General features: G+C 42.9%; 22 protein-coding genes, 1 tRNA gene, 1 other RNA gene and 1 other annotated feature. Of the genes, 5 read left to right on the forward strand and 19 right to left on the reverse strand.

Going from position 1 to position 22,930, the window contains the following annotated elements; translation table 11 throughout:
- Nucleotides 1-91: 91 nt before the first annotated feature.
- The 6 genes from MKZ11_RS03695 to ffs form a co-directional block, all read right to left on the reverse strand.
- Nucleotides 92-355, reverse strand: a complete 264-nt coding sequence (locus MKZ11_RS03695; RefSeq protein WP_340792683.1) for a pro-sigmaK processing inhibitor BofA family protein — start codon at nucleotides 353-355, stop codon at nucleotides 92-94.
- 55 nt (nucleotides 356-410) lie between these two features.
- A complete protein-coding gene (locus MKZ11_RS03700) occupies nucleotides 411-623 on the reverse strand; it encodes a YaaL family protein (RefSeq protein ID WP_340792684.1) in 213 nt (70 codons plus the stop codon).
- 12 nt (nucleotides 624-635) lie between these two features.
- Nucleotides 636-1,232 carry a recombination mediator RecR gene (recR, locus tag MKZ11_RS03705; protein ID WP_340792685.1) on the reverse strand — a complete coding sequence of 199 codons (597 nt, stop codon included), beginning with the start codon at nucleotides 1,230-1,232 and terminating at the stop codon, nucleotides 636-638.
- Between the two features lie 11 nt (nucleotides 1,233-1,243).
- Nucleotides 1,244-1,564 (reverse strand): YbaB/EbfC family nucleoid-associated protein, encoded by a 321-nt coding sequence (locus MKZ11_RS03710; RefSeq protein WP_067213770.1) that lies wholly within the window; start codon nucleotides 1,562-1,564, stop codon nucleotides 1,244-1,246.
- 23 nt (nucleotides 1,565-1,587) lie between these two features.
- Nucleotides 1,588-3,348, reverse strand: a complete 1,761-nt coding sequence (gene dnaX / locus MKZ11_RS03715) for a DNA polymerase III subunit gamma/tau (protein ID WP_340792686.1) — start codon at nucleotides 3,346-3,348, stop codon at nucleotides 1,588-1,590.
- Nucleotides 3,349-3,476: 128 nt separating this feature from the next.
- Nucleotides 3,477-3,743: signal recognition particle sRNA large type (gene ffs, locus MKZ11_RS03720), an RNA gene on the reverse strand.
- Nucleotides 3,744-3,860: 117 nt separating this feature from the next.
- Here ffs and MKZ11_RS03725 point away from each other — a divergent pair.
- Nucleotides 3,861-3,953 (forward strand) — tRNA-Ser (locus MKZ11_RS03725).
- A 129-nt stretch (nucleotides 3,954-4,082) separates the two neighbouring features.
- On the opposite strand, the gene thrB is transcribed toward MKZ11_RS03725, so the two are convergent.
- From thrB to MKZ11_RS03740, 3 genes are read right to left on the reverse strand one after another with little or no spacing between them, the layout of a single operon-like run.
- The gene (thrB, locus tag MKZ11_RS03730; protein ID WP_340792687.1) at nucleotides 4,083-4,976 is read right to left on the reverse strand and encodes a homoserine kinase; all 894 of its coding nucleotides are present in this window, start codon (nucleotides 4,974-4,976) and stop codon (nucleotides 4,083-4,085) included.
- Nucleotides 4,976-6,034, reverse strand: coding sequence for a threonine synthase (gene thrC, locus MKZ11_RS03735; RefSeq protein WP_340792688.1), 1,059 nt, complete (start codon nucleotides 6,032-6,034; stop codon nucleotides 4,976-4,978). Before thrC ends, thrB begins: the two co-directional genes overlap by 1 nt.
- Nucleotides 6,034-7,329: a homoserine dehydrogenase gene (locus tag MKZ11_RS03740; protein WP_340792689.1), complete on the reverse strand. Its 1,296-nt coding sequence runs from the start codon at nucleotides 7,327-7,329 to the stop codon at nucleotides 6,034-6,036. Before MKZ11_RS03740 ends, thrC begins: the two co-directional genes overlap by 1 nt.
- A gap of 156 nt (nucleotides 7,330-7,485) precedes the next feature.
- Here MKZ11_RS03740 and MKZ11_RS03745 point away from each other — a divergent pair, with 156 nt between their 5' ends.
- Entirely contained in the window at nucleotides 7,486-8,865 is a 1,380-nt protein-coding gene (locus tag MKZ11_RS03745) for an aspartate kinase (RefSeq protein ID WP_340792690.1), read from the forward strand.
- Nucleotides 8,866-9,670: 805 nt separating this feature from the next.
- Nucleotides 9,671-9,850 carry a hypothetical protein gene (locus MKZ11_RS03750; RefSeq protein WP_340792691.1) on the forward strand — a complete coding sequence of 60 codons (180 nt, stop codon included), beginning with the start codon at nucleotides 9,671-9,673 and terminating at the stop codon, nucleotides 9,848-9,850.
- 346 nt (nucleotides 9,851-10,196) lie between these two features.
- Here the strand turns inward: MKZ11_RS03750 and MKZ11_RS03755 are convergent, their stop codons facing one another.
- Nucleotides 10,197-10,865, reverse strand: coding sequence for a deoxynucleoside kinase (locus MKZ11_RS03755; protein WP_340792692.1), 669 nt, complete (start codon nucleotides 10,863-10,865; stop codon nucleotides 10,197-10,199).
- Complete coding sequence (locus MKZ11_RS03760) at nucleotides 10,852-11,499, reverse strand: deoxynucleoside kinase (RefSeq protein ID WP_340792693.1); 648 nt, start codon at nucleotides 11,497-11,499, stop codon at nucleotides 10,852-10,854. Before MKZ11_RS03760 ends, MKZ11_RS03755 begins: the two co-directional genes overlap by 14 nt.
- Nucleotides 11,500-11,746: 247 nt before the next feature.
- On the opposite strand from MKZ11_RS03760, the gene tadA reads away from it, so the two are divergent.
- Nucleotides 11,747-12,253, forward strand: a complete 507-nt coding sequence (gene tadA, locus MKZ11_RS03765; RefSeq protein WP_340792694.1) for a tRNA adenosine(34) deaminase TadA — start codon at nucleotides 11,747-11,749, stop codon at nucleotides 12,251-12,253.
- A 65-nt stretch (nucleotides 12,254-12,318) separates the two neighbouring features.
- Here tadA and serS read toward each other — a convergent pair whose 3' ends face one another.
- The 5 genes from serS to pdxS form a co-directional block, all read right to left on the reverse strand.
- A complete protein-coding gene (gene serS, locus MKZ11_RS03770) occupies nucleotides 12,319-13,596 on the reverse strand; it encodes a serine--tRNA ligase (RefSeq protein WP_340792695.1) in 1,278 nt (425 codons plus the stop codon).
- A 141-nt stretch (nucleotides 13,597-13,737) separates the two neighbouring features.
- Nucleotides 13,738-13,956: a binding site (T-box leader), on the reverse strand.
- A 76-nt stretch (nucleotides 13,957-14,032) separates the two neighbouring features.
- Complete coding sequence (locus MKZ11_RS03775; protein ID WP_340792696.1) at nucleotides 14,033-14,611, reverse strand: NUDIX hydrolase; 579 nt, start codon at nucleotides 14,609-14,611, stop codon at nucleotides 14,033-14,035.
- Between the two features lie 76 nt (nucleotides 14,612-14,687).
- Nucleotides 14,688-15,767, reverse strand: coding sequence for a hypothetical protein (locus MKZ11_RS03780; protein ID WP_340792697.1), 1,080 nt, complete (start codon nucleotides 15,765-15,767; stop codon nucleotides 14,688-14,690).
- Nucleotides 15,751-16,272 (reverse strand): RNA polymerase sigma factor, encoded by a 522-nt coding sequence (locus MKZ11_RS03785; protein WP_340792698.1) that lies wholly within the window; start codon nucleotides 16,270-16,272, stop codon nucleotides 15,751-15,753. Before MKZ11_RS03785 ends, MKZ11_RS03780 begins: the two co-directional genes overlap by 17 nt.
- Nucleotides 16,273-16,527: 255 nt before the next feature.
- Nucleotides 16,528-17,373, reverse strand: coding sequence for a pyridoxal 5'-phosphate synthase lyase subunit PdxS (gene pdxS / locus MKZ11_RS03790; protein ID WP_340792699.1), 846 nt, complete (start codon nucleotides 17,371-17,373; stop codon nucleotides 16,528-16,530).
- 224 nt (nucleotides 17,374-17,597) lie between these two features.
- Between pdxS and pdxR the strand changes: the two genes are divergently transcribed.
- The gene (gene pdxR, locus MKZ11_RS03795) at nucleotides 17,598-19,013 is read left to right on the forward strand and encodes a MocR-like pyridoxine biosynthesis transcription factor PdxR (RefSeq protein ID WP_340792700.1); all 1,416 of its coding nucleotides are present in this window, start codon (nucleotides 17,598-17,600) and stop codon (nucleotides 19,011-19,013) included.
- 140 nt (nucleotides 19,014-19,153) lie between these two features.
- On the opposite strand, the gene MKZ11_RS03800 is transcribed toward pdxR, so the two are convergent.
- The 3 genes from MKZ11_RS03800 to MKZ11_RS03810 all read right to left on the reverse strand — a co-directional run bounded on the left by MKZ11_RS03800 (nucleotide 19,154) and on the right by MKZ11_RS03810 (nucleotide 22,722).
- The gene (locus MKZ11_RS03800; protein ID WP_340792701.1) at nucleotides 19,154-20,500 is read right to left on the reverse strand and encodes a serine hydrolase; all 1,347 of its coding nucleotides are present in this window, start codon (nucleotides 20,498-20,500) and stop codon (nucleotides 19,154-19,156) included.
- Between the two features lie 172 nt (nucleotides 20,501-20,672).
- Nucleotides 20,673-22,139 (reverse strand): IMP dehydrogenase, encoded by a 1,467-nt coding sequence (guaB, locus tag MKZ11_RS03805; protein ID WP_340792702.1) that lies wholly within the window; start codon nucleotides 22,137-22,139, stop codon nucleotides 20,673-20,675.
- Nucleotides 22,140-22,242: 103 nt separating this feature from the next.
- A complete protein-coding gene (locus MKZ11_RS03810) occupies nucleotides 22,243-22,722 on the reverse strand; it encodes a glutathione peroxidase (protein ID WP_340792703.1) in 480 nt (159 codons plus the stop codon).
- Between the last annotated feature and the right edge of the window lie 208 nt (nucleotides 22,723-22,930).

Raw genomic sequence — 22,930 nt, forward strand, 5'->3', positions numbered from 1 at the left:
AGCATTCCTATGTGTGTTTCGTGTGCCTCACTGGCGACATACATAAGATTACAACATCCACAAACGAATGTCAACACTTTATAATAACTTTTTATAAAAATACTGCAAAAGCGCATAGCGCAGCGATTCCTGGTATCCCTAGAATCGCGAGCAAGACTCCTGAAGTAATGTTCACCGGTACATAAATACCAATAAACCCTCCTGCAACATTCATTGCAAAAAGAATAAGAAATGCGAAGGCCAGCCGAAACCAATAAACCGATAGAAGTTCCAATGCTTTTTGGATATGTTTCTTATCCAACACTACTAATAGAAGGAGAACCAATACAACGGAAACAATACCAATAACTTTCACGGGAAACACCTCTTTTCAAAGAATGGTTCATTCTATGCGGTCCCGTGAAAATATATCAATCATTGCCTAACTGTCGAGCCTTTGCTTCTTTGTATAAATAGAAGTGTTTACATTCGGCTATTTTCCGCCTGGCAATCACTTCTTGGTCATAATCATTGAGATATCTCTCAATTCCTTTTGCGCGTTCCCACTCTTCCTTCGTTTCCACCATTAATGAATGGAGACGTCCATCGAACTCTTTTTTTAATTTACTTTTCCGGCCAAACACCAAAACTGCCCCCTATAACTCCCGGCGGCCTTCCAGCGCCTTCGATAGTGTAACTTCATCCGCGTATTCGAGATCCCCGCCAACAGGCAGACCGTGCGCAATTCTTGTTGTCTTGATTCCCGATGGCCTAACGAGCCTTGAAATATACATTGCGGTCGCTTCTCCTTCAATAGTGGGGTTCGTAGCCAAAATTAATTCCTCAACTTCCTCATTTTGCAGTCGAACTAGCAGTGAAGGAACATTAATGTCTTCCGGACCTATCCCTTCCATTGGAGATATTGCGCCATGAAGAACGTGGTAAAGACCATTGAAGTCCCTCATTTTTTCCATAGCTATAACATCTTTCGGGTCTTGAACAACGCAGATCATCGAGCCGTCGCGCTGCGTATCCTGACAAATATGGCAAGGGTCAATATCAGTAATATGCCCGCAAACCGAACAAAATCGCAGATTACGTTTCGCATCGACAAGTGCTTTCGCAAAATCCAGTACAGTGTCTTCCTTCATACTTAAGACAAAAAACGCCAGTCGACCCGCTGTTTTCGGGCCGATACCTGGCAATTTCATAAAACTATCCATCAGTTTTGATATTGGTTCAGGGTAATGCATGTATGTGCCTCCTAGAACATCCCCGGCAGGTTCAATCCTTTTGTGAATTGACCCATCGTCGAGTTCGTTAGTTCTTCCGCTTTAGCCATAGCATCATTAGTAGCAATGACAATCAGGTCTTGTAACATTTCAACATCTTCCGGATCAACTACGGATGGATCGACAATTACTTCGACAACCTGTTTATCTCCAGATACGATAACTTTAACCATACCGCCGCCCGCTGCACCCTCGAGTCGTTTTTCACCAAGCTCTTCTTGTGCCACCGCCATTTGTTTCTGCATTTTCTGCATTTGCTTCATCATGCCTTGCATATTTCCCATACCCTTCATGTTCATTTCCTCCTCCTAGTTTTTTAATCGTCATGGACTTCTATGAAATCTTTACCGAAAATCTTTTCCGCTTCAGTTACAATCGGATCCGCATTTTCCTGTTCAGCTTCCTTTACGAAAGAAAGCATGTCATCGGCAGGAACCCCTTCATCGGAGTTTTCTGGTTCTTGCTGTTTCGCAAGCCCATTTTTCCTTATGAAGTCTCCTCTTACACCCAACCAACCCTCTTCAGGAACATATACAACTTCATATGCTTTCCCGGTTCTTGAACGCAAGGCATCTGACAGACCAGACCGAAGCGATGGATTTTCAGATGCCATCAGGCAATGAATTTCATACTTGAATTTTAACACAAAAGCATTCTCAGATGCTGCAACCGGTTCTGTCTCTTCAAGGAGTGCAGCATGCGACCTTTGCATTGTCTGCATCATGCCCGCCCATTCTTCCCGTATCGTCTTGATATCTTGTTTTGTTGCGGATTTCAAAACCTCGTGGATTTTACCTGTTGGAACCTTGAATCCTTGCGTAGATTTTGATGCACTCTTCCGCGGTTGTCCGGATTGTTCCGCAGCTGCTTGCGTATTCATCCTACCACTCGACATCTGTTGCTGCAGTTCCATTATCGTACGCTCAAGATCTGCCACCTTCTGCATAAGCCCGGGATCAACAGGTTGATTGCCGTTACTGACCTGTACAGGACCTTCGAGATGAATCATCTTTAAAAAAGCCGACTCAATATATACTTTTGCATGATTGGAAAACCGCATTTCTTGTTGTGTTTTCGCAAGTATGTCAATGAATAAATACAGTGTATCTAAATCAAATCGCTGTGCCAGTTCTATAAAGCGGTCATCGCCTGGTATAAGTTCAAGTAAGTCTTTTAAATCGGGTGCCGTTCGCAGAAGAAGAAGATCCCTGAAAAACGTGATTAAATCCTCTGCCAGCCTGGAAACATCTTTCCCCTCCGCAATAAGCTGATCAAACAATGTCAATACCATGCCGGCGTCTTTGCTAAGCAACGCTTCCGCAAGCTGATAGAAGATATCTTCACCGATCGAACCGGTGACAAGAAGTGCATCGTTAGCTGTTATCTTATCTCCACTGAACGACACGACTTGGTCAAGCATACTGAGCGCATCGCGCATCCCACCTGAAGCGGCCTGTGCAATTATCTTCAAAGCGCCTTCGTCAGACTCGATGCCCGCATCTGAAAGGACTGTTTTCATCCGATCCGTAATGTCAGCTGGTGTTATCGGTTTAAAGTCGAAGCGCTGACACCTCGAAATAATCGTCAACGGCAACTTATGCGGTTCCGTCGTTGCCAAGATGAAGACAGCGTGCGACGGCGGTTCTTCAAGCGTTTTCAAAAGTGCGTTGAATGCCGAGTTTGATAGCATATGCACTTCATCGATAATATACACTTTAAAACGAGCGTTCGACGGAGCAAATCGTACTTTTTCAATAATATCCCGCATTTCCTCAACACGCGAGTTCGAAGCCGCATCAAACTCGATGACATCTGTATTCGACCCTTCCGTGATACTGATACATGTTTGACATTCATTGCACGGTTCTTTCGCCGGTCCATTTTCACAGTTTAACGCTTTAGCAAAAACTTTTGCGGCACTCGTCTTCCCTGTACCTCGCGGACCCGAGAAAAGATAAGCATGTGTAGTCTTATTATGAAGGAGGGCGTTCTGAAGTGTCTGTTTCACATGCTGCTGCCCGGACATCTCAGCAAACGACTGGGGCCGATATACGCGGTAAAAAGCTTGATACACCAACAGTTTCCTCTCCTTTTGACGCAATGCGCTAATGTTTCCATTATAGCACATACGTATATACGAATCCTTTATTAGCGCAACAAAAAACTCGTCCGCATAAACGGACGAGTCGGATTGTAATTTTAATGCCGTGCACCTTCCTTCGACAGCCGCACATAAGCGTTACTCTTGTCGCCAGCTCGGTCTAGGCGACCCCGCGGCACATGAGAAATTCTACTTAATGCTGCTTCCTTCCGGACCTGACATGGTTCATAGGTTCCCATTGCGCAGGACCCAAACGTCAACACCGCGTGCATGAGGCAGACCCTACAATACGGACAGCCTCAGGAAGGGATTCAGTCTTGCTAGAGCGGATTGCAAGTTACAGGACACCGCTATCTCCCCACCTAGCACGGCATTACTAAGTATACATATTACAAGTGGAAAAATCAATTCATAAACAAATTTGTTCTTTTTACACGAAAACTGTTGACACTTTATTTCATACGTGATAAATTATGAATTGTTGATACGGAGGTATACCCAAGTTCGGCTGAAGGGATCGGTCTTGAAAACCGACAGGGGAGTCAAATCCCGCGGGGGTTCGAATCCCTCTACCTCCTCCATTTTTCAACTTAGCGCATAAGCTTAGAGATTGAATTCGTTACTAGATAACGAATTTTTCTTTCAATAACTAAATCAGAAAATTTCAAGAAGCGACGCCATTTAAAATGGGCCGCTTCTTTTTTATGCATTTAATTAATTATAGTACCAAGACTAGATGGTTTAACGGCAATGCAGTTATAGTACGGAAACCTAGTCGACAATTGCTTTGCTAACTCTTGCTCTTCGCCTTGTTTTACGGCCACAAATAAAGACGGGCCCGCACCGCTAATTGTCATGCCGTATGCATTGTATTCCTCGCAAAATTCACGGATTTGATCGAACTCTGGAAACAACAGTTTTCGATATGATTCATGAAATACATCTTTTTTCATCATCCGACCAGCCTTTTCCCAATCATTACGAACAATCGCGGCCGACAGTATACTAGCTGCTGCACTGCCGAGCGTTGCTTCTGAATGCGTAAGGTGCATCGGAAGAAGCCCCCTTGATGCTTCTGTAAGTAATGCTTCGGGAGGGACAAGTACCACTGCCCCTACTTCCGGCAATGGTATATGGACGATATCTATTTCCACACCATCAAAATAAGAAATTGTTGCTCCGCCAAGAAGTGATGCCGAAATATTATCGGCATGCCCTTCGAATTCGCTGCCAAGAAGCACTTTTGCTTCTGCAGAAAGATTCAATTCAAGAAGATGGTTTGCAATTTCAATTCCTGCCGCAATTGCCGCTGCACTGCTTCCAAGCCCTTTTCCGAGCGGAATGTCTGATTGGACGTCCAGTTGCACAGTAGGCGCCGTACAATTATTTCGTGTGGCTACGTTTAAAATCGTCTTCACAATTAAATTATCTTCACCGGTCGGTAAATCTTCAAAACCTTGATTCTTATATGCAACCTTCCAGGTTTCTGACGGTGTTACATCCACCGTCATATACAGATCAAGCGCCAGTCCGATACTGTCGAATCCCGGTCCAAGATTTGCCGTCGTTGCAGGAACGACAACGGAGAAACTGGAGTCCGCCATTACTTTGTCCCCGCTTTCAACCCGCTAAGAAACGCATCAAATTGTTCCTGCGACATCATTGGTTTCTCTTTATTTACTTCAATCGCTGTATCGGGGTCTTTTAATCCGTTTCCTGTCAATACTGCAACTACAGTTGATCCTTTTTTCAGCAAGCCATTCTCCACTTGTTTTTTAACGCCCGCAATTGATGCGCACGAGCCGGGTTCTGCAAAAATCCCTTCATAAGAAGCGATTAAACTGTATGCCTCCAAGATCTCTTCATCCGTCACGGCAAGAATTGTTCCAGTTGACTCTGCCAAGGCATTATTGGCAAGTCCCCAACTTGCGGGATTACCGATGCGGATTGCAGTTGCAACTGTTTCAGGATTTTCAAATACACGGTTATAAACAATTGGAGCGGCTCCGTCAGCTTGTACGCCAAGAAGAACAGGAAGCGCAACACCCTTCTTATCAGCATATTCCTTGAATCCTTTCCAAGCCGCTGAAATATTACCCGCATTCCCGACCGGAAGTGCAAAAACATCTGGTACTTTTCCAAGTTGCTCAATCGTTTCAAACGCAATTGTCTTTTGGCCTTCGAGACGATACGGGTTAACCGAGTTCACTAGTGCAACGTCTCCCTCACCCGCTGCACGTACCATCGCCAATGCTTCGTCAAAGTTCCCTTCGATTTCCACGATTTCTGCGCCATACATTTTTGCCTGTGCCAATTTGCCAAGCGCAATTCTGCCTTCCGGAATAACGACAATTGTCCGCATACCAGCCCGAGCCCCGTAGGCCGCTGCTGATGCAGACGTATTGCCCGTCGACGCGCAGATTAAAACCTTTTTGCCTTCTTCTTTCGCTTTTGCAACAGCCATTACCATGCCCCGGTCTTTAAAAGAACCTGTCGGATTCGTTCCTTCCGTTTTCACGTAAAGATCGATGCCCCACTGCTTGGATAAATTTGTCATGTGGATAAGAGGGGTATTCCCTTCCTGCAACGTCAACACAGGTGTATTTTCTGTCACCGGTAACCATTCTTTATATTCTTCAATTAATCCATTCCATCTTTTCATCATTCTTCCCCCTCTACCCGGTAATGGCTCATTACTCCGATTACCTTTGGTGTTTCGTTCAATTCATTTACAATATCTAAATGCTGTTGCCGCGAAATTTGATGCGTGATAAAAATCAAGTCTGCATTTGCTTCTTTTTTATCAGAATGCTGAACAACCGTCGCCAAACTTGCACCGTGTTTACTGTAAATGGACGTTAATTTCGTCAGAACGCCGACTTCGTCTTTCACGTGTATACGGTGGAAATAGCGAGCAAACTTGTTGCTATCGCTTTTCACCTTACGTTCAAATTGCGGTGCGTGTACTCTTTTGCCGTTGACCCCGAGAAGCAAATTGCGGCACGCTGCGATAATATCACCTGTGACAGATGTTGCGGTCGGTAGTGATCCCGCCCCTGGTCCATAAAACATCGTCTCTCCGACGGCATCTCCATAAATATACACCGCATTAAACTCATTGTTCACAGATGCTAACGGATGTGAATTCGGGAAAAACACAGGTTCTACAGCTACTTCGATTCCATCTTCATTCTTTTTAGCTGAGCCTGCCAACTTCACTGTATAGCCGAACTGCTCGGCCAGCTCCAGATCGCCGTCTTGAATTTCTTTCATTCCTCTCACAAACACGTCATCCAGACGGACTTCTGTGGAGAAAGACAAGGATGCCAAGATAACCATTTTGCGCGCTGCATCAATTCCGTCAACGTCCGCTGATGGATCTGCCTCCGCATAACCCAGTGCTGTTGCCTCGGCTAACGCAGCCTCATATGACATTTTTTCATGCTTCATCTTTGTCAGAATGAAATTCGTTGTTCCATTTACGATACCCGTCAATGCACGGATTCGGTCGGAGGCAAGTCCATCTTCAAGTGTTCGAATTAACGGAATCCCACCGCCCACACTTGCTTCGTAAAACAAATCACATTTGTTTTCATCCGCCAACTTCAATAACCCGGGACCAAACTCTGCCATAACATCCTTATTTGCTGTTACGACGCCTTTTTCTGCAAGCAGAGAGCGCTCAATCGCTTCTTTCGCATCATAAGTGCCTCCCATTACTTCTACAATTAAATCGATTGATGAGTCTTCTAGCACTTCATACAAATTAGTGGTGAACGTTTCTGAAGAAAGTGTAGTTTCCCGTTCTTTATATAAATTTTTCACAAGAACTTTTTTAATTTTGACTGGAACGCCAAGCTTATGATGCAGGTCTTCTTGATGATCCTGCAGAATTTTAGCCACTCCGCTGCCGACAACCCCGAATCCTAATAATCCAATGTTAATCTCATTTTTCATTGACGATTCTCCTAACTGTATGTACACTATGAAAAAACAATTGTTCTTTGCATAAGGACATTATAGTGAAATATTCGGTTAATAACAACCCCATTTATGATAAAGTCATAGATTAGATTGATTTACCCCATTACATATAGATTGGATTTGATGAAAATGAAAGTTTGTAAATTTGGCGGAACGTCGGTCGCATCTGCCGATCAAATAAAAAAAGTTGCACAAATTATTGCATCTGATCCTGCCCGCAAAATAATAGTTGTCTCGGCACCCGGGAAACGGTTTAGCTCGGACGATAAAGTAACAGATCTGCTAATTCGCCTTGCCGAGAAGGCTCTTAACGGCGAAGATATAGAAATCGAACTGATGGAAGTAGTAAATCGTTACCAACAAATTGCTGCCGGGCTCGGAATTTCCATGGATATTGTATCCACTATCCAAAATGACTTGTATGAACGGCTCAATAAAGACAGAAATGATGTCGTTCTTTTTATGGATTGCTTAAAAGCATCGGGAGAAGATAACAATGCGAAGCTAATTGCAGCTTATTTCACACATATAGGAATGGACGCACACTATATGTGTCCAAAAAAAGCCGGACTGCTTGTCAATGAGCGACCTGAACGGGTACGGGCACTGCCGGAAGGAGATGAGCGTCTAGTACAATTACGCGACAAACCAGGACTAATTGTTTTTCCTGGCTTTTTCGGCTATACCAAAGACGGAACACTCCGTACCTTCAATAGAGGCGGATCGGATATTACAGGTTCTTTACTAGCGGCAGCAACTGAAGCTGAACTGTATGAAAACTTCACGGACGTCGATTCTGTCTTTGCGGCCAATCCGACTGTCGTCGACAACCCTGTCGGTATTGAAAAAATGACCTATCGTGAAATGCGTGAACTGGCTTATGCAGGATTCTCCGTCTTCCATGATGAAGCGCTCATGCCCGCATTCCGTCGTTCTGTTCCTGTCTGCATTAAAAATACCAATAATCCCGAAGCGTCTGGAACGCTTATTGTTAAAGAACGCAATTACTTTGCACAGCCGGTTATCGGCATCGCTGCGGATAGTGGATTTTCTACGTTGTTCGTCGATAAGTACTTGATGAACCAAGAAATTGGTTTCGGAAGAAAGTTATTGCAAATATTAGAGGAAGAAGAAATTCCATTTGAACACACTCCTTCCGGTATCGATAATTTGTCCGTCATCATCAGAAGTAAATTTCTCAATGCGGATAAAGAAGCCCGAATTGTACGCCGGGCGAAAGAGGAATTGAATGCGGATCATGTCCATATGCATTCCAATTACTCCATGATTGTGCTGGTCGGTGAAGGAATGCGCCATTCTACTGGACTCGCTGCCCGTGCCGCCTCTGCAATCGCCCGTACAGGCGCCAGTATTCAAATGATTAACCAAGGTTCATCAGAAGTAAGTCTTGTCTTCGGTGTTCATAAAAAAGATGAAACGAAAATACTGAAAGAGCTTTACGCTGAATTTTTTCTGAAATCGGCGGTACTCTCTAACCAAACTTGTTGAAATAAAACATCACATTGAATTCGTTTCAGCGCTAGAGAATGCCTCTGTCTCCCCCTTGCAAGGCGCCTGAGCACAGTTTGTATAGGTTTCAACTTTTTCATTATCTATTTAATGGCACACCATCTCATTGGATAGTGTGCCATTTTTCTGAACAGAATAGCATAAACACACCTGGAAATTAATTAACAATGCTACCCGCTTTCCTATCAGCCATTCTTAGAGCTACCTTCCCCATTTCGTCAAGGTGTAAGAATTAGAAAGCTTGAGGTCCGGCAATTTCATCTCTTGTTTATAGTAATTTTCAAACTCCTTAACTACTTCTACAAGAGATGGGGTTTATAGTTCTTCGTTCAATATGATTCTCCATCAATCGACGGATTTTTATATATGATTATTTCTCCCTTCAGCATGGTAAATAAAAGTAACTAGCACGAGGATTCATGCAACAATAACTGCTGGGCCACATTCCATGTGTGCCTAGGCCTGATGCAGAAGAGAAGGACGGGCTATAGTGAAACAGCCTGTCCTTCTTTTTGTATAGTTGCTCAATATTTGGAGTTCAACTTGCATACGATGCGATAAAATTGAGGGGAATAGGTAAATTTGTGAGGAGATTGATAAATCCGCTGTGGTTACGGGTAATTCCGAATTTTAGGTAATTCCCAGATTTCCCACGAATTAACCGCTTTTCTATCGCAACAATTTTGATGACTCGCGAAAAAAGAAATTTCCCCTACACACCATCAGCATTAGACAAATTAAGCTGTCGAAGGAAATGGATAGGAGGAAATTCTTTCCGAAATAAATGGGTATCTCTCGTTATTTATCAGAATTTTTAAATTTAATTAACCCTGAAATTCCTGTACAGTTAGGAAAAGAAGCTGTCTGGGGGAATGGGAATGCCTTACAAAGTAATCGCCATAATGTGTTCAATAGTCGCCATTGCGTGTTCAGTTTTGGTTTTAGCCAGCGCCCACTTTATTGATGGTTGGAATGAGGAGAAACTCAGCTTTAGCCATGAAGTTTCCGCGGCTAGCCCGTCAGATCGAGTGGACAGAGTGAGCAACTATCTTGTAAAGTGGCAGTCGAATATGACGAGTAAAGGTTTCACGGACGAGCAGGTGGAAGAAGGGAAGAAGGTTGTCGCGAAGCATCTGGCTGACATCAAGTTGACATCCCAGGCAGACGACTAGTCGCGCCGTCACGTATTCTTTATTTTAAATTATTTATAGAACAAACAGGGACCTGTCCGCTAAGCGAATAGGTCCCTGTTTTACCCTGCTAATTTTTTGTCCCCGAAAAGAAAACCCGCTATATTTTTGTGGATGGTTTCATTTCTTCAAAAGTGACGTTTGCTTCAGGGAATGTCCTATTTTCTCAACAATCGTTTCCACTTCTCGTGGATTAGTAAGAAGATCATAATCATTGATATCTAGACGTAATACCGGGCATGCATTGAACGAATTGATCCAATTCTCATAGCGCTCGTGCATTTCTTCCCAGTATGAAACCGGTGTCTCCTGTTCCATCAGACGACCGCGTTCTTTGACACGAGAAATGATGCCGTCAAGCGGTCCTTCCAAATAAATTAGCAAATCAGGATGCGGAAAATAGGGTGTCATAACCATTGCTTCAAACAGATTCGTATACGTATCATAATCAACGGGGTTCATCGTCCCTTTTTCCATATGCATTTTCGCAAAAATGCCTGTATCTTCATAAATCGAACGGTCTTGGATAAATCCGCCGCCATATTCAAATATGCGTTTCTGCTCTTTGAATCGCTCTGCCAAGAAGTAAATTTGTAAATGGAAGCTCCACTTTTCAAAGTCATTGTAAAAAAGATCGAGGTAGGGATTCTGATCGACATTTTCAAATGATGTCCTGAAATTCAGTGCATCCGCAAGTGCCTGCGTCATCGTTGACTTGCCGACCCCCACCGTCCCAGCAATTGTAATGACAGCATTTTGAGGGATGTCGTATTTTTCACGTAAGTTCATTCAACTTTACTCCTTTTCGTATCGACGAATCGACCGTATCTAAAATAAATTGCAGATCCTTTTCATTGTTTACGAAATCTAGATCGTCCCCATTGAACCGAAGAACAGGTATTTCAGGATGTGCTGATTCAAAAAACGTAATGAACGTTTTGTAGTCTTCTGTAAGTTGCTGTAAATAAGCAGGATCCATGTTTTTTTCAAAATCGCGCCCGCGCTGGGCGATTCGCTTCATAAGCGTGTCTAGGCTTGCGTGGAGATAGACAATGATATTCGGAACAGGCATGTCCTTCGTTAAAATTTTATAGATTTCTTCGTACTTCACATACTCATCAGGACGCAATGTTCGTTTCGCAAAAATGAGATTTTTAAAAATATGATAATCGGCAACGACCGGTTTTTGTTCAACCACTATTCCGGGTTTAATATCACTTAGCTGTTTGTAGCGGTTACAAAGAAAAAACATTTCGGTCTGGAAACTCCATTCCTCGATGTTATCGTAAAATTTATTAAGAAATGGATTTTCATCCACAATTTCTTTTAGCTGATAGAATTGCTGTTTGTCCGCGACTGCTTTGGAAAGTGATGTTTTCCCAACTCCAATCGGACCTTCGATCGCTATGAATGGAACAGACATCAGAAATCCTCCTTCACGTCTACATTATATATTGCTCTTCATTTTATCACACAGGTGAAATGAAAAATAGAGCGTGCTCAACGTTTCAGACTTTTTCCACGTGGAACAATTTTAGGGACTGCATCTAAAACCCGGCGGCTTCTAAGCATTAGCCATAGGGCCTCTTATAGAGCCATCGCTCCTAATTGGAAGATCACCCTTCATTCACCATATTAAAATGCTACAATATCTTCAAGGAGAGATGACTTTGGATACTTTTAATAAAGACCGGATATATATGCAAATGGCAATTGACGAAGCGATGAAGGCACAAGCGCTTGCCGAAGTTCCCATTGGCGCAATCATCGTCCATGCGGATAAAGTAATTGCCCGCGCTCATAATTTACGTGAAACAACCCAAAATGCCGTAACACACGCAGAATTGTCCGCCATTCAGGATGCATGCCAAGAAATTGGCAGCTGGCGGCTTGAAGATACGACGCTGTATGTAACACTTGAACCATGCCCGATGTGCGCAGGCGCTATTTTACAATCCAGAATTCCTCGTGTCGTCTACGGTGCCCGCGATCCAAAAGGCGGTTGCGTCGACTCACTCTATCGCTTATTGAACGATCCACGGTTTAATCATGAATGTGAGGTGGTTGAAGGCGTCCTTGCGGATGAATGCGGGGAGATGCTGACAGCGTTTTTTAGAGCGATACGCGAACGAAAAAAAATTGACCAAAAGCGTAAGCGCCTTGATCAAGGGTGCTGAAGTCTAGACGGACTAAAAAAGAAATCGTGCGAGACATCGAATGACGCCTTGCACGATTTTTGTTTTCACAAAGTAATAACTTCTTTCCCGCCCATATACGGACGGAGAACTTCGGGAATAACGACTGAACCGTCTTCCTGCTGATAATTTTCTAGAATTGCTGCCACGGTACGCCCAATTGCCAGGCCGCTTCCGTTCAATGTATGAACGTATTCAGGTTTTGCCCCTGCTTCACGGCGGAAACGGATATTTGCACGGCGCGCCTGGAAGTCTTCAAAGTTTGAACAAGAAGAAATTTCACGATACATATTTTGAGTCGGAATCCATACTTCAAGATCGTATTTCTTCGCTGCAGTGAAACCCAGATCTGCTGTGCACATTTTCAATGCACGGTATGGTAATTTCAACAACTGTAACACTTTTTCCGCATGCCCAGTCAGTTTTTCTAATTCATCATAAGAATCTTCCGGTTTTACGAAACGGACGAGTTCTACTTTGTTGAACTGATGCTGACGGATTAATCCCCGTGTATCGCGCCCCGCAGAACCTGCTTCTGAACGGAAGTTTGTGCTGTATGCTGCAAATGCTACCGGCAATTGTGCAACATTCAGGATTTCATCACGGTGGAAGTTCGTTACAGGCACTTCAGATGTAGGGATAAGGAAGTAATCCTCTTCATTAACTAAAAATGCATCTTCCTCAAATTTCGGCAACTGGCCAGTCCCTGTCAGGCTTGTACGATTTACCAAGTACGGCGGCAGTATTTCTTCATAACCGTGTTCTTCAATATGAAGATCCAGCATGAAGTTGATTAATGCGCGCTCTAGACGTGCACCGAGTCCGCGGTAGAAAACAAAACGGCTTCCTGTCACTTTTGCAGCACGTTCGAAGTCAAGAAGTTGTAAATCCGTTCCTAAATCCCAATGCGGTTTAGGTTCAAATCCAAATTCAGGCTTCTCCCCCCACACACGAACTTCAACGTTATCGTCTTCGCTATCGCCAACCGGAACGCTGTCATGTGGTACGTTGGGAATACGCATCATGATATAGTTCAATTCTTCTTCCACTGTATTCAATTCTTCATCAAGTTTTTTGATTTCATCTCCGACTTGACGTGTACGCGCAATAACTTCATCTGCATTTTCCTTGTTGCGCTTCATCTCAGCGACCTTTTGAGATACTTCATTACGCTCCGCTTTCAAGACTTCAACTTTTGCAATCAATTCTCTGCGTTTGTCGTCAAGACCTTGGAAGTTGTCGAGCTGAGAAATATCTTCTCCACGTTTAGAGAGTTTCTCTTTTACTTCATTAAAATTGGCACGGACTCTTTTAATATCTAGCATAGGTGATTCCTCCTTGAGTTTTAGACGATAATGGATTAGCAGTGCTCAAAAGAAAAGCGTTAGCACTTGGTCAGGGACGACTTATGACCCCGAGCTCCGGGCACTAAAACTGGACAATAAAAAAAGCCCTCCATCCCCTATAAAAGGGACGAGAACTACCCGCGTTGCCACCCAAATTGACTGGACACTTAAGTCCAATCCACTCCATTGAAGTAACGGTTCAACTGCCGGCTCAGGCCTACTATACGTTTCAGCCCGGCTACTCAGGGACGGATTCACAAGTGTCTTTACCGACTCGCACCACCCGCCGGCTCTCTTCAAAAAAACATTCTTGCTACTGCTTCCCATCATCGTCTCATGTTTGAAATTAGTATTACTTTACTACAAGGTTGATTTTTTGGCAAGTCATTCAAAGAAAAGATGTAACCGCTTTCCGTTATAGTCCTCTCATGAATAATGCAACTTGTTCAAAATACATCCTTTCATGTGGAACAAAATCAGGAAGGCTGATTATTACCGTCGTCCCGTCATGAATATTCCTGCAGGTCACTGTCATGACTTCCGATAGGAATAGTTGAATCAAGTCTTCCCGTTTCACGATATGGACGCTTTCCACTTCTTCCAGTTGTAACGAAAAGTCTCTTGCTGTAAATGTTGATTCATACAGGAAGACGTTCGCAAACTCATGGTCAATAAAGTTCGACAGTTCAATGCCGTCCCGCACGATGCCTTTCGAATGGAGCTTCTGCATATCAATTTCGATACCTAGTTCCTCTTCCACTTCCCGAATGCCGTCCATCACAGTTTCGGTTGAAAGGATGTGCCCCGCAGCGGTAATATCGTACAAACCAGGGAAATCCTTTTTCACGTTACTTCTTTTTTGAATATAGATGAACTTTTCATCCAGTAGCCAACAATGGAATGTTTCATGCCACAGTCCTTTAAGATGAACATCATCTCTACTTTCATCTCTCAAATATGTATAGTTTTCATCAAAAACTTTTAACCGTTCCATTCAAATCACCTCTATCCAAGTATAACAAAGCCATCTTCATTTAACGAAGATGGCCATAAAGACAAACCTATTTTAACTATTCACCAGGAATATTTGAAACCTGTAATAAATGGGTTTCATCTTCATTTATTAATTGAATCTTATAATGGTCGCTTTGAATCGTTTCCTTAATTTCTTTTGTTGCTAAATACGTTTGAAGGGCCGTTTCAATATCTGAAATAATCTGTTTGTCGGGGTATTCCGGTAACGCTGTTTTAATCCAAACATTTGTCACGCCGCCTTTCACCTTATAGCTAATTCCTGTCACATTGTAAATGGACTTACCAGCTAGCGCTGCATGAATATCACTTACAATATATGCCCAACGGTTATCTTGACTACGGTGTTTCGCATTGTAATAATGTACTTTGACCTCCTTAATGTCTAAACTATCTTCATCAATCGCTTCAATGACAAATTTTTGAATTGCCTCTGCTTCCTTCACATGATCTGGTATATCAATTTCAAGTACGTTTGAAAAGAATCCTTCTTTAATGCCATATGTAGCATGTTGTGCCAAGTCGGAATAGCCATACTTCAAGAATGCACTGCTAATAACAACATCTACTTCATCCATTAGAGTACCCAATTTACGATGTCTTTCCGGTAATTCTTCACTGCCTTCAAATAGAGTAATGTTTAATCGGTATTGATCGGTGCCTTGGTCATATAGCAATTGTTCAAGTTGGGGTACAAGCACTTTTTTCATTGATACAAGACTATCTGCGCCTTTCATCAATACGATTTCAATTGTATAAGGATTAGGCCTTGTGCCGACAGAAGATGCTTCATACCCCGATTGCTCAAGAATTTCCATAATCTTTGAATGTAGCGAATCGACAGTTGATGAGTTGCCCACTGGGATTTGAAGAGGCAAGATTTTTGCTGCCAAAGAGGCCATTGTTGGGGAATACAATGGTGAACTTCCCACTAACAAAAGGAGAGTAGCTGCCACTGAGAGCCAAATCTTTTTGCTTGATAGTTTCTTCTCTACAGTCTTCTTACTTTCAAGCAAAATACTCTTTCGCAATTTCCCATGATATTCTGCCTTCATGTGGAGATTTTGTTTTAGTTTCTCAAAAGAGTTATTTAGCTCATCATCAAATGATTGCTTCATATCTAAATCCCCCTTCTATCAGCTTGTATTTTAATTCCTGTAACCCCCGTTGTAATGTGCTTTTCACCTTACTGTCTGACCAACCTAAAACTTCAGCGGTTTCTTTCGTCGAAAACTCTTTTAGCTTACGCAGAACGATTACTTGCCTATAAGATGGTTTTAATTTTTGTAAAGTATGGATCAAGACTACTTCCCGTTCGTTCATTTCCATCAATTGATGCGGCAAAGGGGCTAAATCACGATCATTCAATGACAGATCTAAATAATGTTGCAACGGATTCTTTTTACGTAAGTAATCTTTCGTAGTATTTTGAGCAATGCTAAATAACCATGTTTTAATACTCGATTGATGTAAAAACGTATCATGCTTTCGATAAGCCTTCACAAATGTTTCCTGTGTTAAATCTTCCGCATGTTGATAATCTTTCACCATCATCAAAATGTATGTAAATATAGCTTCACCGTAATCGTCATACCATTGTGCAACAGTTTCTTGGGTATCCACAGATTTCCATCCCCTTTCTTCCTACCAGATATGGTGAATTTATGAACACATGTATTAACGTAGCGTAGGCGCCATATCTGGGGTAGCCAAAGCGTATTTAAAGGAATTATTTATTTCAACTTATATACTTAGACGCAAGTTACAAAAATCGGTCGCAAATAAAAATAAAAAAGAAGGGGTAATATGCTCATCTACTGAACATATTAACCCCTTCAACTTATAGTACGGTTTAATTTTTACTCTTTTATTAATTCATTACCAACCGCGTACTGACATAAGCTCTTCCTCTTGAAGAGTCCCGATTTCCAGCCCTTTCATCGGTTCGCCGATGTCTTTGGACAGCTCGCCAATCAATTTATAGTCTTTGAAGTTTTCCGTTGCTTTGACAATCGCACGTGCAAATTTTTCAGGGTTCTCTGATTTGAAGATACCTGAACCTACAAATACGCCGTCCGCGCCAAGCTCCATCATCAGTGCAGCATCAGCAGGTGTAGCTACGCCACCTGCTGCATAGTTTGTCACAGGAAGACGTCCGTGTTTTTTGATGGCAAGGAGGATTTCATAAGGTGCGCCAAGATTACGCGCTTCCGTCATGATTTCGTCTTCATTCATATGAACAAGTCTACTCACTTGTGCATTGACCATGCGCAAATGACGTACTGCCTCAACGATGTTCCCTGTACCTGGCTCACCTTTTGTACGAAGCATTTTAGCACCTTCCCCGAGACGGCGTGCTGCTTCTCCAAGATCACGCGCTCCACAAACGAAAGGCACACTGTATACGCTTTTCAACAAATGAAACTCTTCATCAGCCGGTGTCAATACTTCACTTTCATCAATATAATCGACACCGAGTGCTTCAAGTACACGTGCTTCGGAAATATGACCGATACGTGCCTTCGCCATGACTGGAATCGAAACAGCCCCTTGTACGTCCGTAATGATGCGCGGATCCGCCATGCGCGCCACGCCGCCAGCTTTCCTTATATCAGAAGGAACCCGTTCCAATGCCATTACTGCAATTGCGCCTGCCGCCTCTGCTATTTTTGCTTGCTCTGCATTAATAACGTCCATAATAACCCCACCGTATTTAAAGTTCATATTAACTTCCCCCTTTTCTTATTGTCTAGAGTTCAGCGCCTAGAGGCTCGAATCATAAGCCATGCGGACTATACGGCAAAGAACGCCGTTCCGTCAGCCCGTCTTTTGCCTGTCGCCTCTGAACAGGCGCTTCCCTCTTTTCTTATTGTTCAGTATAATGGAATATGACCTTATTGAAATACTCAGTTCCGATCAACTTGAAGGGGTCAGATGGAGGGATTGCCATGGAAATGTTATTAATCAAGCTAGAGAAAAGTATAAATACCCCGCTATATGAACAAATGTACAACCAACTAAGACGGGATATTACAGATGGCAAATTGCCTGTAGGTATGAAACTTCCTTCGAAACGAAAACTCGGTGACTTTCTCAATGTGAGCCAGACAACTGTTGAACTTGCCTATGCACAGTTGGCGGCTGAGGGGTTTATCTCCTCGAAACCTCGGAAAGGTTTTTACGTACAAGCAATTGAAGAGCTCGCCTACGTCCAACCGATGCAAGTTGCAGAGGAAATGGTGACCGAAAAAATTGTAGATGTATCTTTCGACTTCTCGCCTGGCAAAATCGATACTGAATCATTTCCTTTTACGCAATGGCGGAAGTACGCAAAAGACGTTATGGATGAATCTTCTCGGAATCTTCTTCTTCTTGGACACCCTCATGGTGATTGGGAGCTTCGTCAAGAAATTTCGCGTTATTTATATCATTCGCGCGGTGTTGACTGTATTCCCGAGCAGGTTATTATCGGCTCCGGGACAGAACAGCTCATGCCCCTCGTCATCCGGGTTCTAGGGACAGAAGCGACATATGCAATAGAGGATCCTGGCTACCCACTCACCCATCATGTATTTTTCCATAATAACCGGGTAGCAATTCCGATTGCAGTCGATGAAGAAGGGATGGATGTAAGCCTCCTGCAACGCTCAGGAGCAACTGTTGCCTATGTGACTCCCTCTCATCAGTTCCCGACAGGCAGCGTCCTTTCCGCATCGCGCAGGACCGCTTTATTGAACTGGGCTTCCTCAGTTAACGGAAATTTTATTATTGAAGATGATTATGACAGTGAGTTCCGCTATACCGGCAGACCGATTCCTTCTTTACAAGGTATGGATAAGGGCGGCAACGTCATCTATTTGAGCACCTTTTCAAAATCGCTTATGCCCTCGCTACGAATTGCTTATATGGTGCTTCCTCCTGTATTGCTAAATCGCTATGAAAAGGCATTCATCCATTACTCAGCTACAGTACCGCGGCTCGATCAGCATATCCTGGCGCGTTTTATGGCAGACGGTCATTTTTCACGTCATCTTAATAGAATGCGGAAAATATATAAACGCAAGCTTCAAGTTCTTACAGAGACTCTGGCATCCTATGCTCCCTACGTTTCATTTTCAGGCGATGAAGCAGGCATGCATATTATCCTAACCGTCCACACCGAAACAAATGAAAAATCCCTGGTACTCGCTGCACGGAAAGCAAGTATCCGTGTATACGGCTTAAATGAGTATAGAACAGTTGCCCAAGCGGGGGAACCCTCCTTTCTTCTCGGTTTCGGCGGCCTTTCTACAGAGGATATCACCAAGGCCGTAGAAGACCTTATGAAGGCTTGGAATATCTGTAAAAGCGAAAGTACTTGTTAATTCTCTTCCTACTTGAGTTTAGACAAAAAAAGGCGAAGCATCCTTTTAAGGATGTTTCGCCTTTACTGTTTAATAGACAAGATAGTATAAGTTTTAACTACTCGGGTCAGTGTCTAGACTCCAAGCGCCTTCAGCTTTTCTTATTTAAATAGACCTTTTACAAACCCTGTTGCACTACTCCAGATGCTTGCAAAGAAGGCGCCAATCGCACTCATTGTAAGTGAAAACCAGCCTGCCTTCTCGACTGCATCTTTCGTAACAACCTCAGTTCCCGGATTATCGGAATCAATGAAACCGTAATCAGTTCCTTCCGTTTTCACGAGATTCACATGCCCCACAACAGTGTCTTTTTTAATTGGTGCTTGTAGTGCACCTTCTTTTACTTTTGATTCATCAAGTACAAGTTCAGGTACATATAAATCTTTTTCACTTGTTTTCACCATCATGCGAATCGGTTCCTTCACTTCCACGGCAACATTTTTCGCTTTTCCTTTAGTAACGTCAAGTGTTTTAGAACCTTTAAACTGATAGCCGGCCGGAACGAACTCTACTTCCGAAAATTGACCAAAACCGTAATCGAACAGAGCACGTGTCGCATCGAATCGTGCTTTGTATGACCCTACTCCTTTTGCATCAACCGCTTTCATAACAACAGCAATCACCCGTTTACCGTCCCTTGTGGCTGTCCCTGTGAAGCAGTGCCCCGCAAAGTCAGTCGTACCTGTCTTCAGACCATCAACACCTTCGTATTCATAAACAAATCCTGGAAGCATGAAGTTCCAGTTTTTCATCACAGTTCGATCAGTTGTTCCTTCACGGAAAACTTTTGTATTGATTTTTGTCGTTTCTAACACTTCAGGATAATCGTGCAGTAAATGGTATGCAAGCTTTGCAACCGATTTCGCAGGCATAACGTTTTCATCCTGAGGACCTGTCCCTTGTGGATGCATCCCTTGAAGATCACCATTATTCAAGCCCGTTGAATTGACAAATTTATAATCTTTTAAGCCCAGTTCTTCCGCTTTCGAATTCATCAGTTTCAGAAACTCTGTTTCCGTTCCTGCTATCGTTTCTGCAATTGCAATTGTCGCTGCATTTGCAGAATAGATTGCTAATGCTTCATACAACTCACGTATTGTATACGTTCCATCTCTTCGCAGAGGAACATTACTGAGACGACGGTCTTGTGAAACGGCATATGTATAGTCGTTCACTTTATATTCCTGATCCCAGCTTATTTTACCTTCTTTAATTGCTTCAAAAAGAATATATTCAGTCATCATTTTTGTCATACTAGCAATACCTAGAGGCGTATCTGCATTTTCTTCATATAGTATTTTTCCGCTATCCGCGTCAATTAAAATCGCTCCGTCAACATGGATGCCTAGTGCTGATTCGGCGTAAACCGGAACCGTGCCCCATGTCATTATTAATAATAACGGCACTAACAGGAATGCCACCAATTTTCTCATCTCTCGCTTCACCATAATACCTCCGTCATCGCTATTTCCCTAAAGACATTTTATCATATTTCTGCTACTCCATGGGAACTAAACCGAAAAAACACCTTTCCGCTCATATGTAGACGCAGGAAAGGTGATGAAGTTCCTTCATTCCGATTCAAAACACAGGGAAAGTTAATTCTTGAAACAAAATCCCTTATGAAAGTGTATAATTCGGCGCTTCTTTTGTAATTTGTACTTGATGTGGATGACTTTCACGCAATCCTGCACCCGTCATGCGGATAAACTGTGCTTTCTCACGCAAATCACGCAAGTCCTTTGTACCACAATAACCCATACCTGCACGAACACCGCCGATTAACTGATGAATCGTGTCCGACAAAGACCCTTTGTAAGGCATACGCCCTTCGATTCCTTCAGGTACAAGCTTTTTCGCGTCCTCTTGGAAATAACGGTCTTTCGAACCGCGCTCCATCGCAGCAATTGATCCCATACCACGGTAAACTTTAAAACGCCGTCCTTGGAATATTTCAGTTTCTCCCGGACTTTCCGTTGTACCCGCAAGAAGACTTCCTAGCATAACAGCATGCCCACCGGCGGCAAGCGCTTTGACAATATCACCGGAGTACTTAATACCACCGTCAGCAATAATTGTTTTGCCTACCTTACGTGCTTCTGAAGCACATTCGTAGACCGCTGTAATTTGTGGAACACCCACACCTGCAACCACACGCGTCGTACAGATTGAGCCAGGTCCTATGCCGACTTTGACGACATCTGCACCCGCTTCAAAGAGCGCACGCGCACCTTCTGCAGTCGCAATATTGCCTGCAATGATTTCAAGATCCGGGAACTGGCGTCTAATCTGAGCAACCACATCCAGAACACCTTTAGAATGGCCATGTGCCGTATCGATGACAACAACATCGACTTCAGCATTTACAAGTTTCTCTACGCGTACCATCGTATCTGTCGTAACACCAACCGCTGCGCCTACAAGCAAACGACCTTGTTTATCTTTTGCGGCATTTGGAAACTCGATTACTTTTTCAATATCCTTAATTGTGATCAACCCTTTAAGGATTCCCTTCTCATCGACGATCGGAAGCTTTTCAATTTTATACTTTTGTAAGATTTTCTCTGCATCTTCCAATGTTGTACCAACCGGCGCCGTTACAAGATTCTCTTTCGTCATGACATCATCAATAACAAGTGAATAATCTTGAATGAAGCGAAGATCACGGTTTGTCAGAATACCTACCAGCTTTAATTCTTCAGTATTATTAACAATTGGAACGCCAGAAATACGGTATTTACTCATTAGATGCTCAGCGTCGAAAACCTGATGCTCAGGTGACAGGAAAAATGGATTTGTAATAACGCCATTTTCTGAACGTTTTACAGTAACAACCTGTTCAGCTTGTTCTTCGATGCTCATATTCTTATGGATAATACCAAGTCCACCTTGACGCGCCATAGAAATTGCCATCTTCGATTCAGTAACCGTATCCATTCCGGCGCTAATAACGGGGATGTTTAATTTTATCTTATTTGTCAGTTCGACAGAGAGCGATACATCTTTGGGCAATACTTCAGATGGTCCCGGTATTAGCAACACATCATCAAATGTAAGCCCTTCACGCGTAAATTTTGTTTCCCACATTCCAACATACCTCCTGTTAGTTATAATTGAATATTATTAAAAGGGTATCAGCGGTCACAATAGCTGTCAAGGTAGGAAGGACAAGTAAAAGTATTCCTATTATTCACTGAACAACTTGATTTATTGAATTCTTCATTTTAAGAGGTGAAGTTTGTGGTGCAAACCGTTCGACAACTTGTCCTTCGCGATCAATTAAAAACTTCGTAAAGTTCCACTTGATCCCCTCTGTCAGTATCCCCTTTTTTTGGGAAGTTAGAAATGTGAAAAGTGGTTCTGCTTGGTCACCCTTCACGTTGACTTTTGCAAACATCGGAAAGGTTACACCGTAATTGACTTCACAGAATTCCATCGTCTTCTCAATATCATTAAACTCTTGATTATTGAAATTGTCCGAAGGAAAGCCCAGAATAACGAGCCCTTGATTTTTATGTTCTTCATATAGTTCCTGCAATTCCTTGAACTGGCTGGTAAAACCGCATTTACTTGCCGTATTCACTATAATTAAAGGCTTTCCTTTGTAGTCTTCCATTGATTGGACGTCACCGTTCGGTTTTTTGACCGAAAACTCATAAATAGTCTTCATTGAGTTAGCTCCTTTAATTTTAGACTTATATAAACCATAGGCTGATGCAGGAACAATTACAAGGATTGGGGATTGAAGTGATGATGTTTAGTACGTGGTACCAAGCAATTAATTTGAGCGACTTACCAGATGACAACTAATCGAAATAATCCTATTGCATCCAAAACCAATTTTATGACTTCCTTAACCGACAATTTCGCTTCCTTTC

This window comes from Sporosarcina sp. FSL K6-1508 (genome assembly GCF_038007465.1).
Classification (GTDB): domain Bacteria; phylum Bacillota; class Bacilli; order Bacillales_A; family Planococcaceae; genus Sporosarcina; species Sporosarcina psychrophila_B.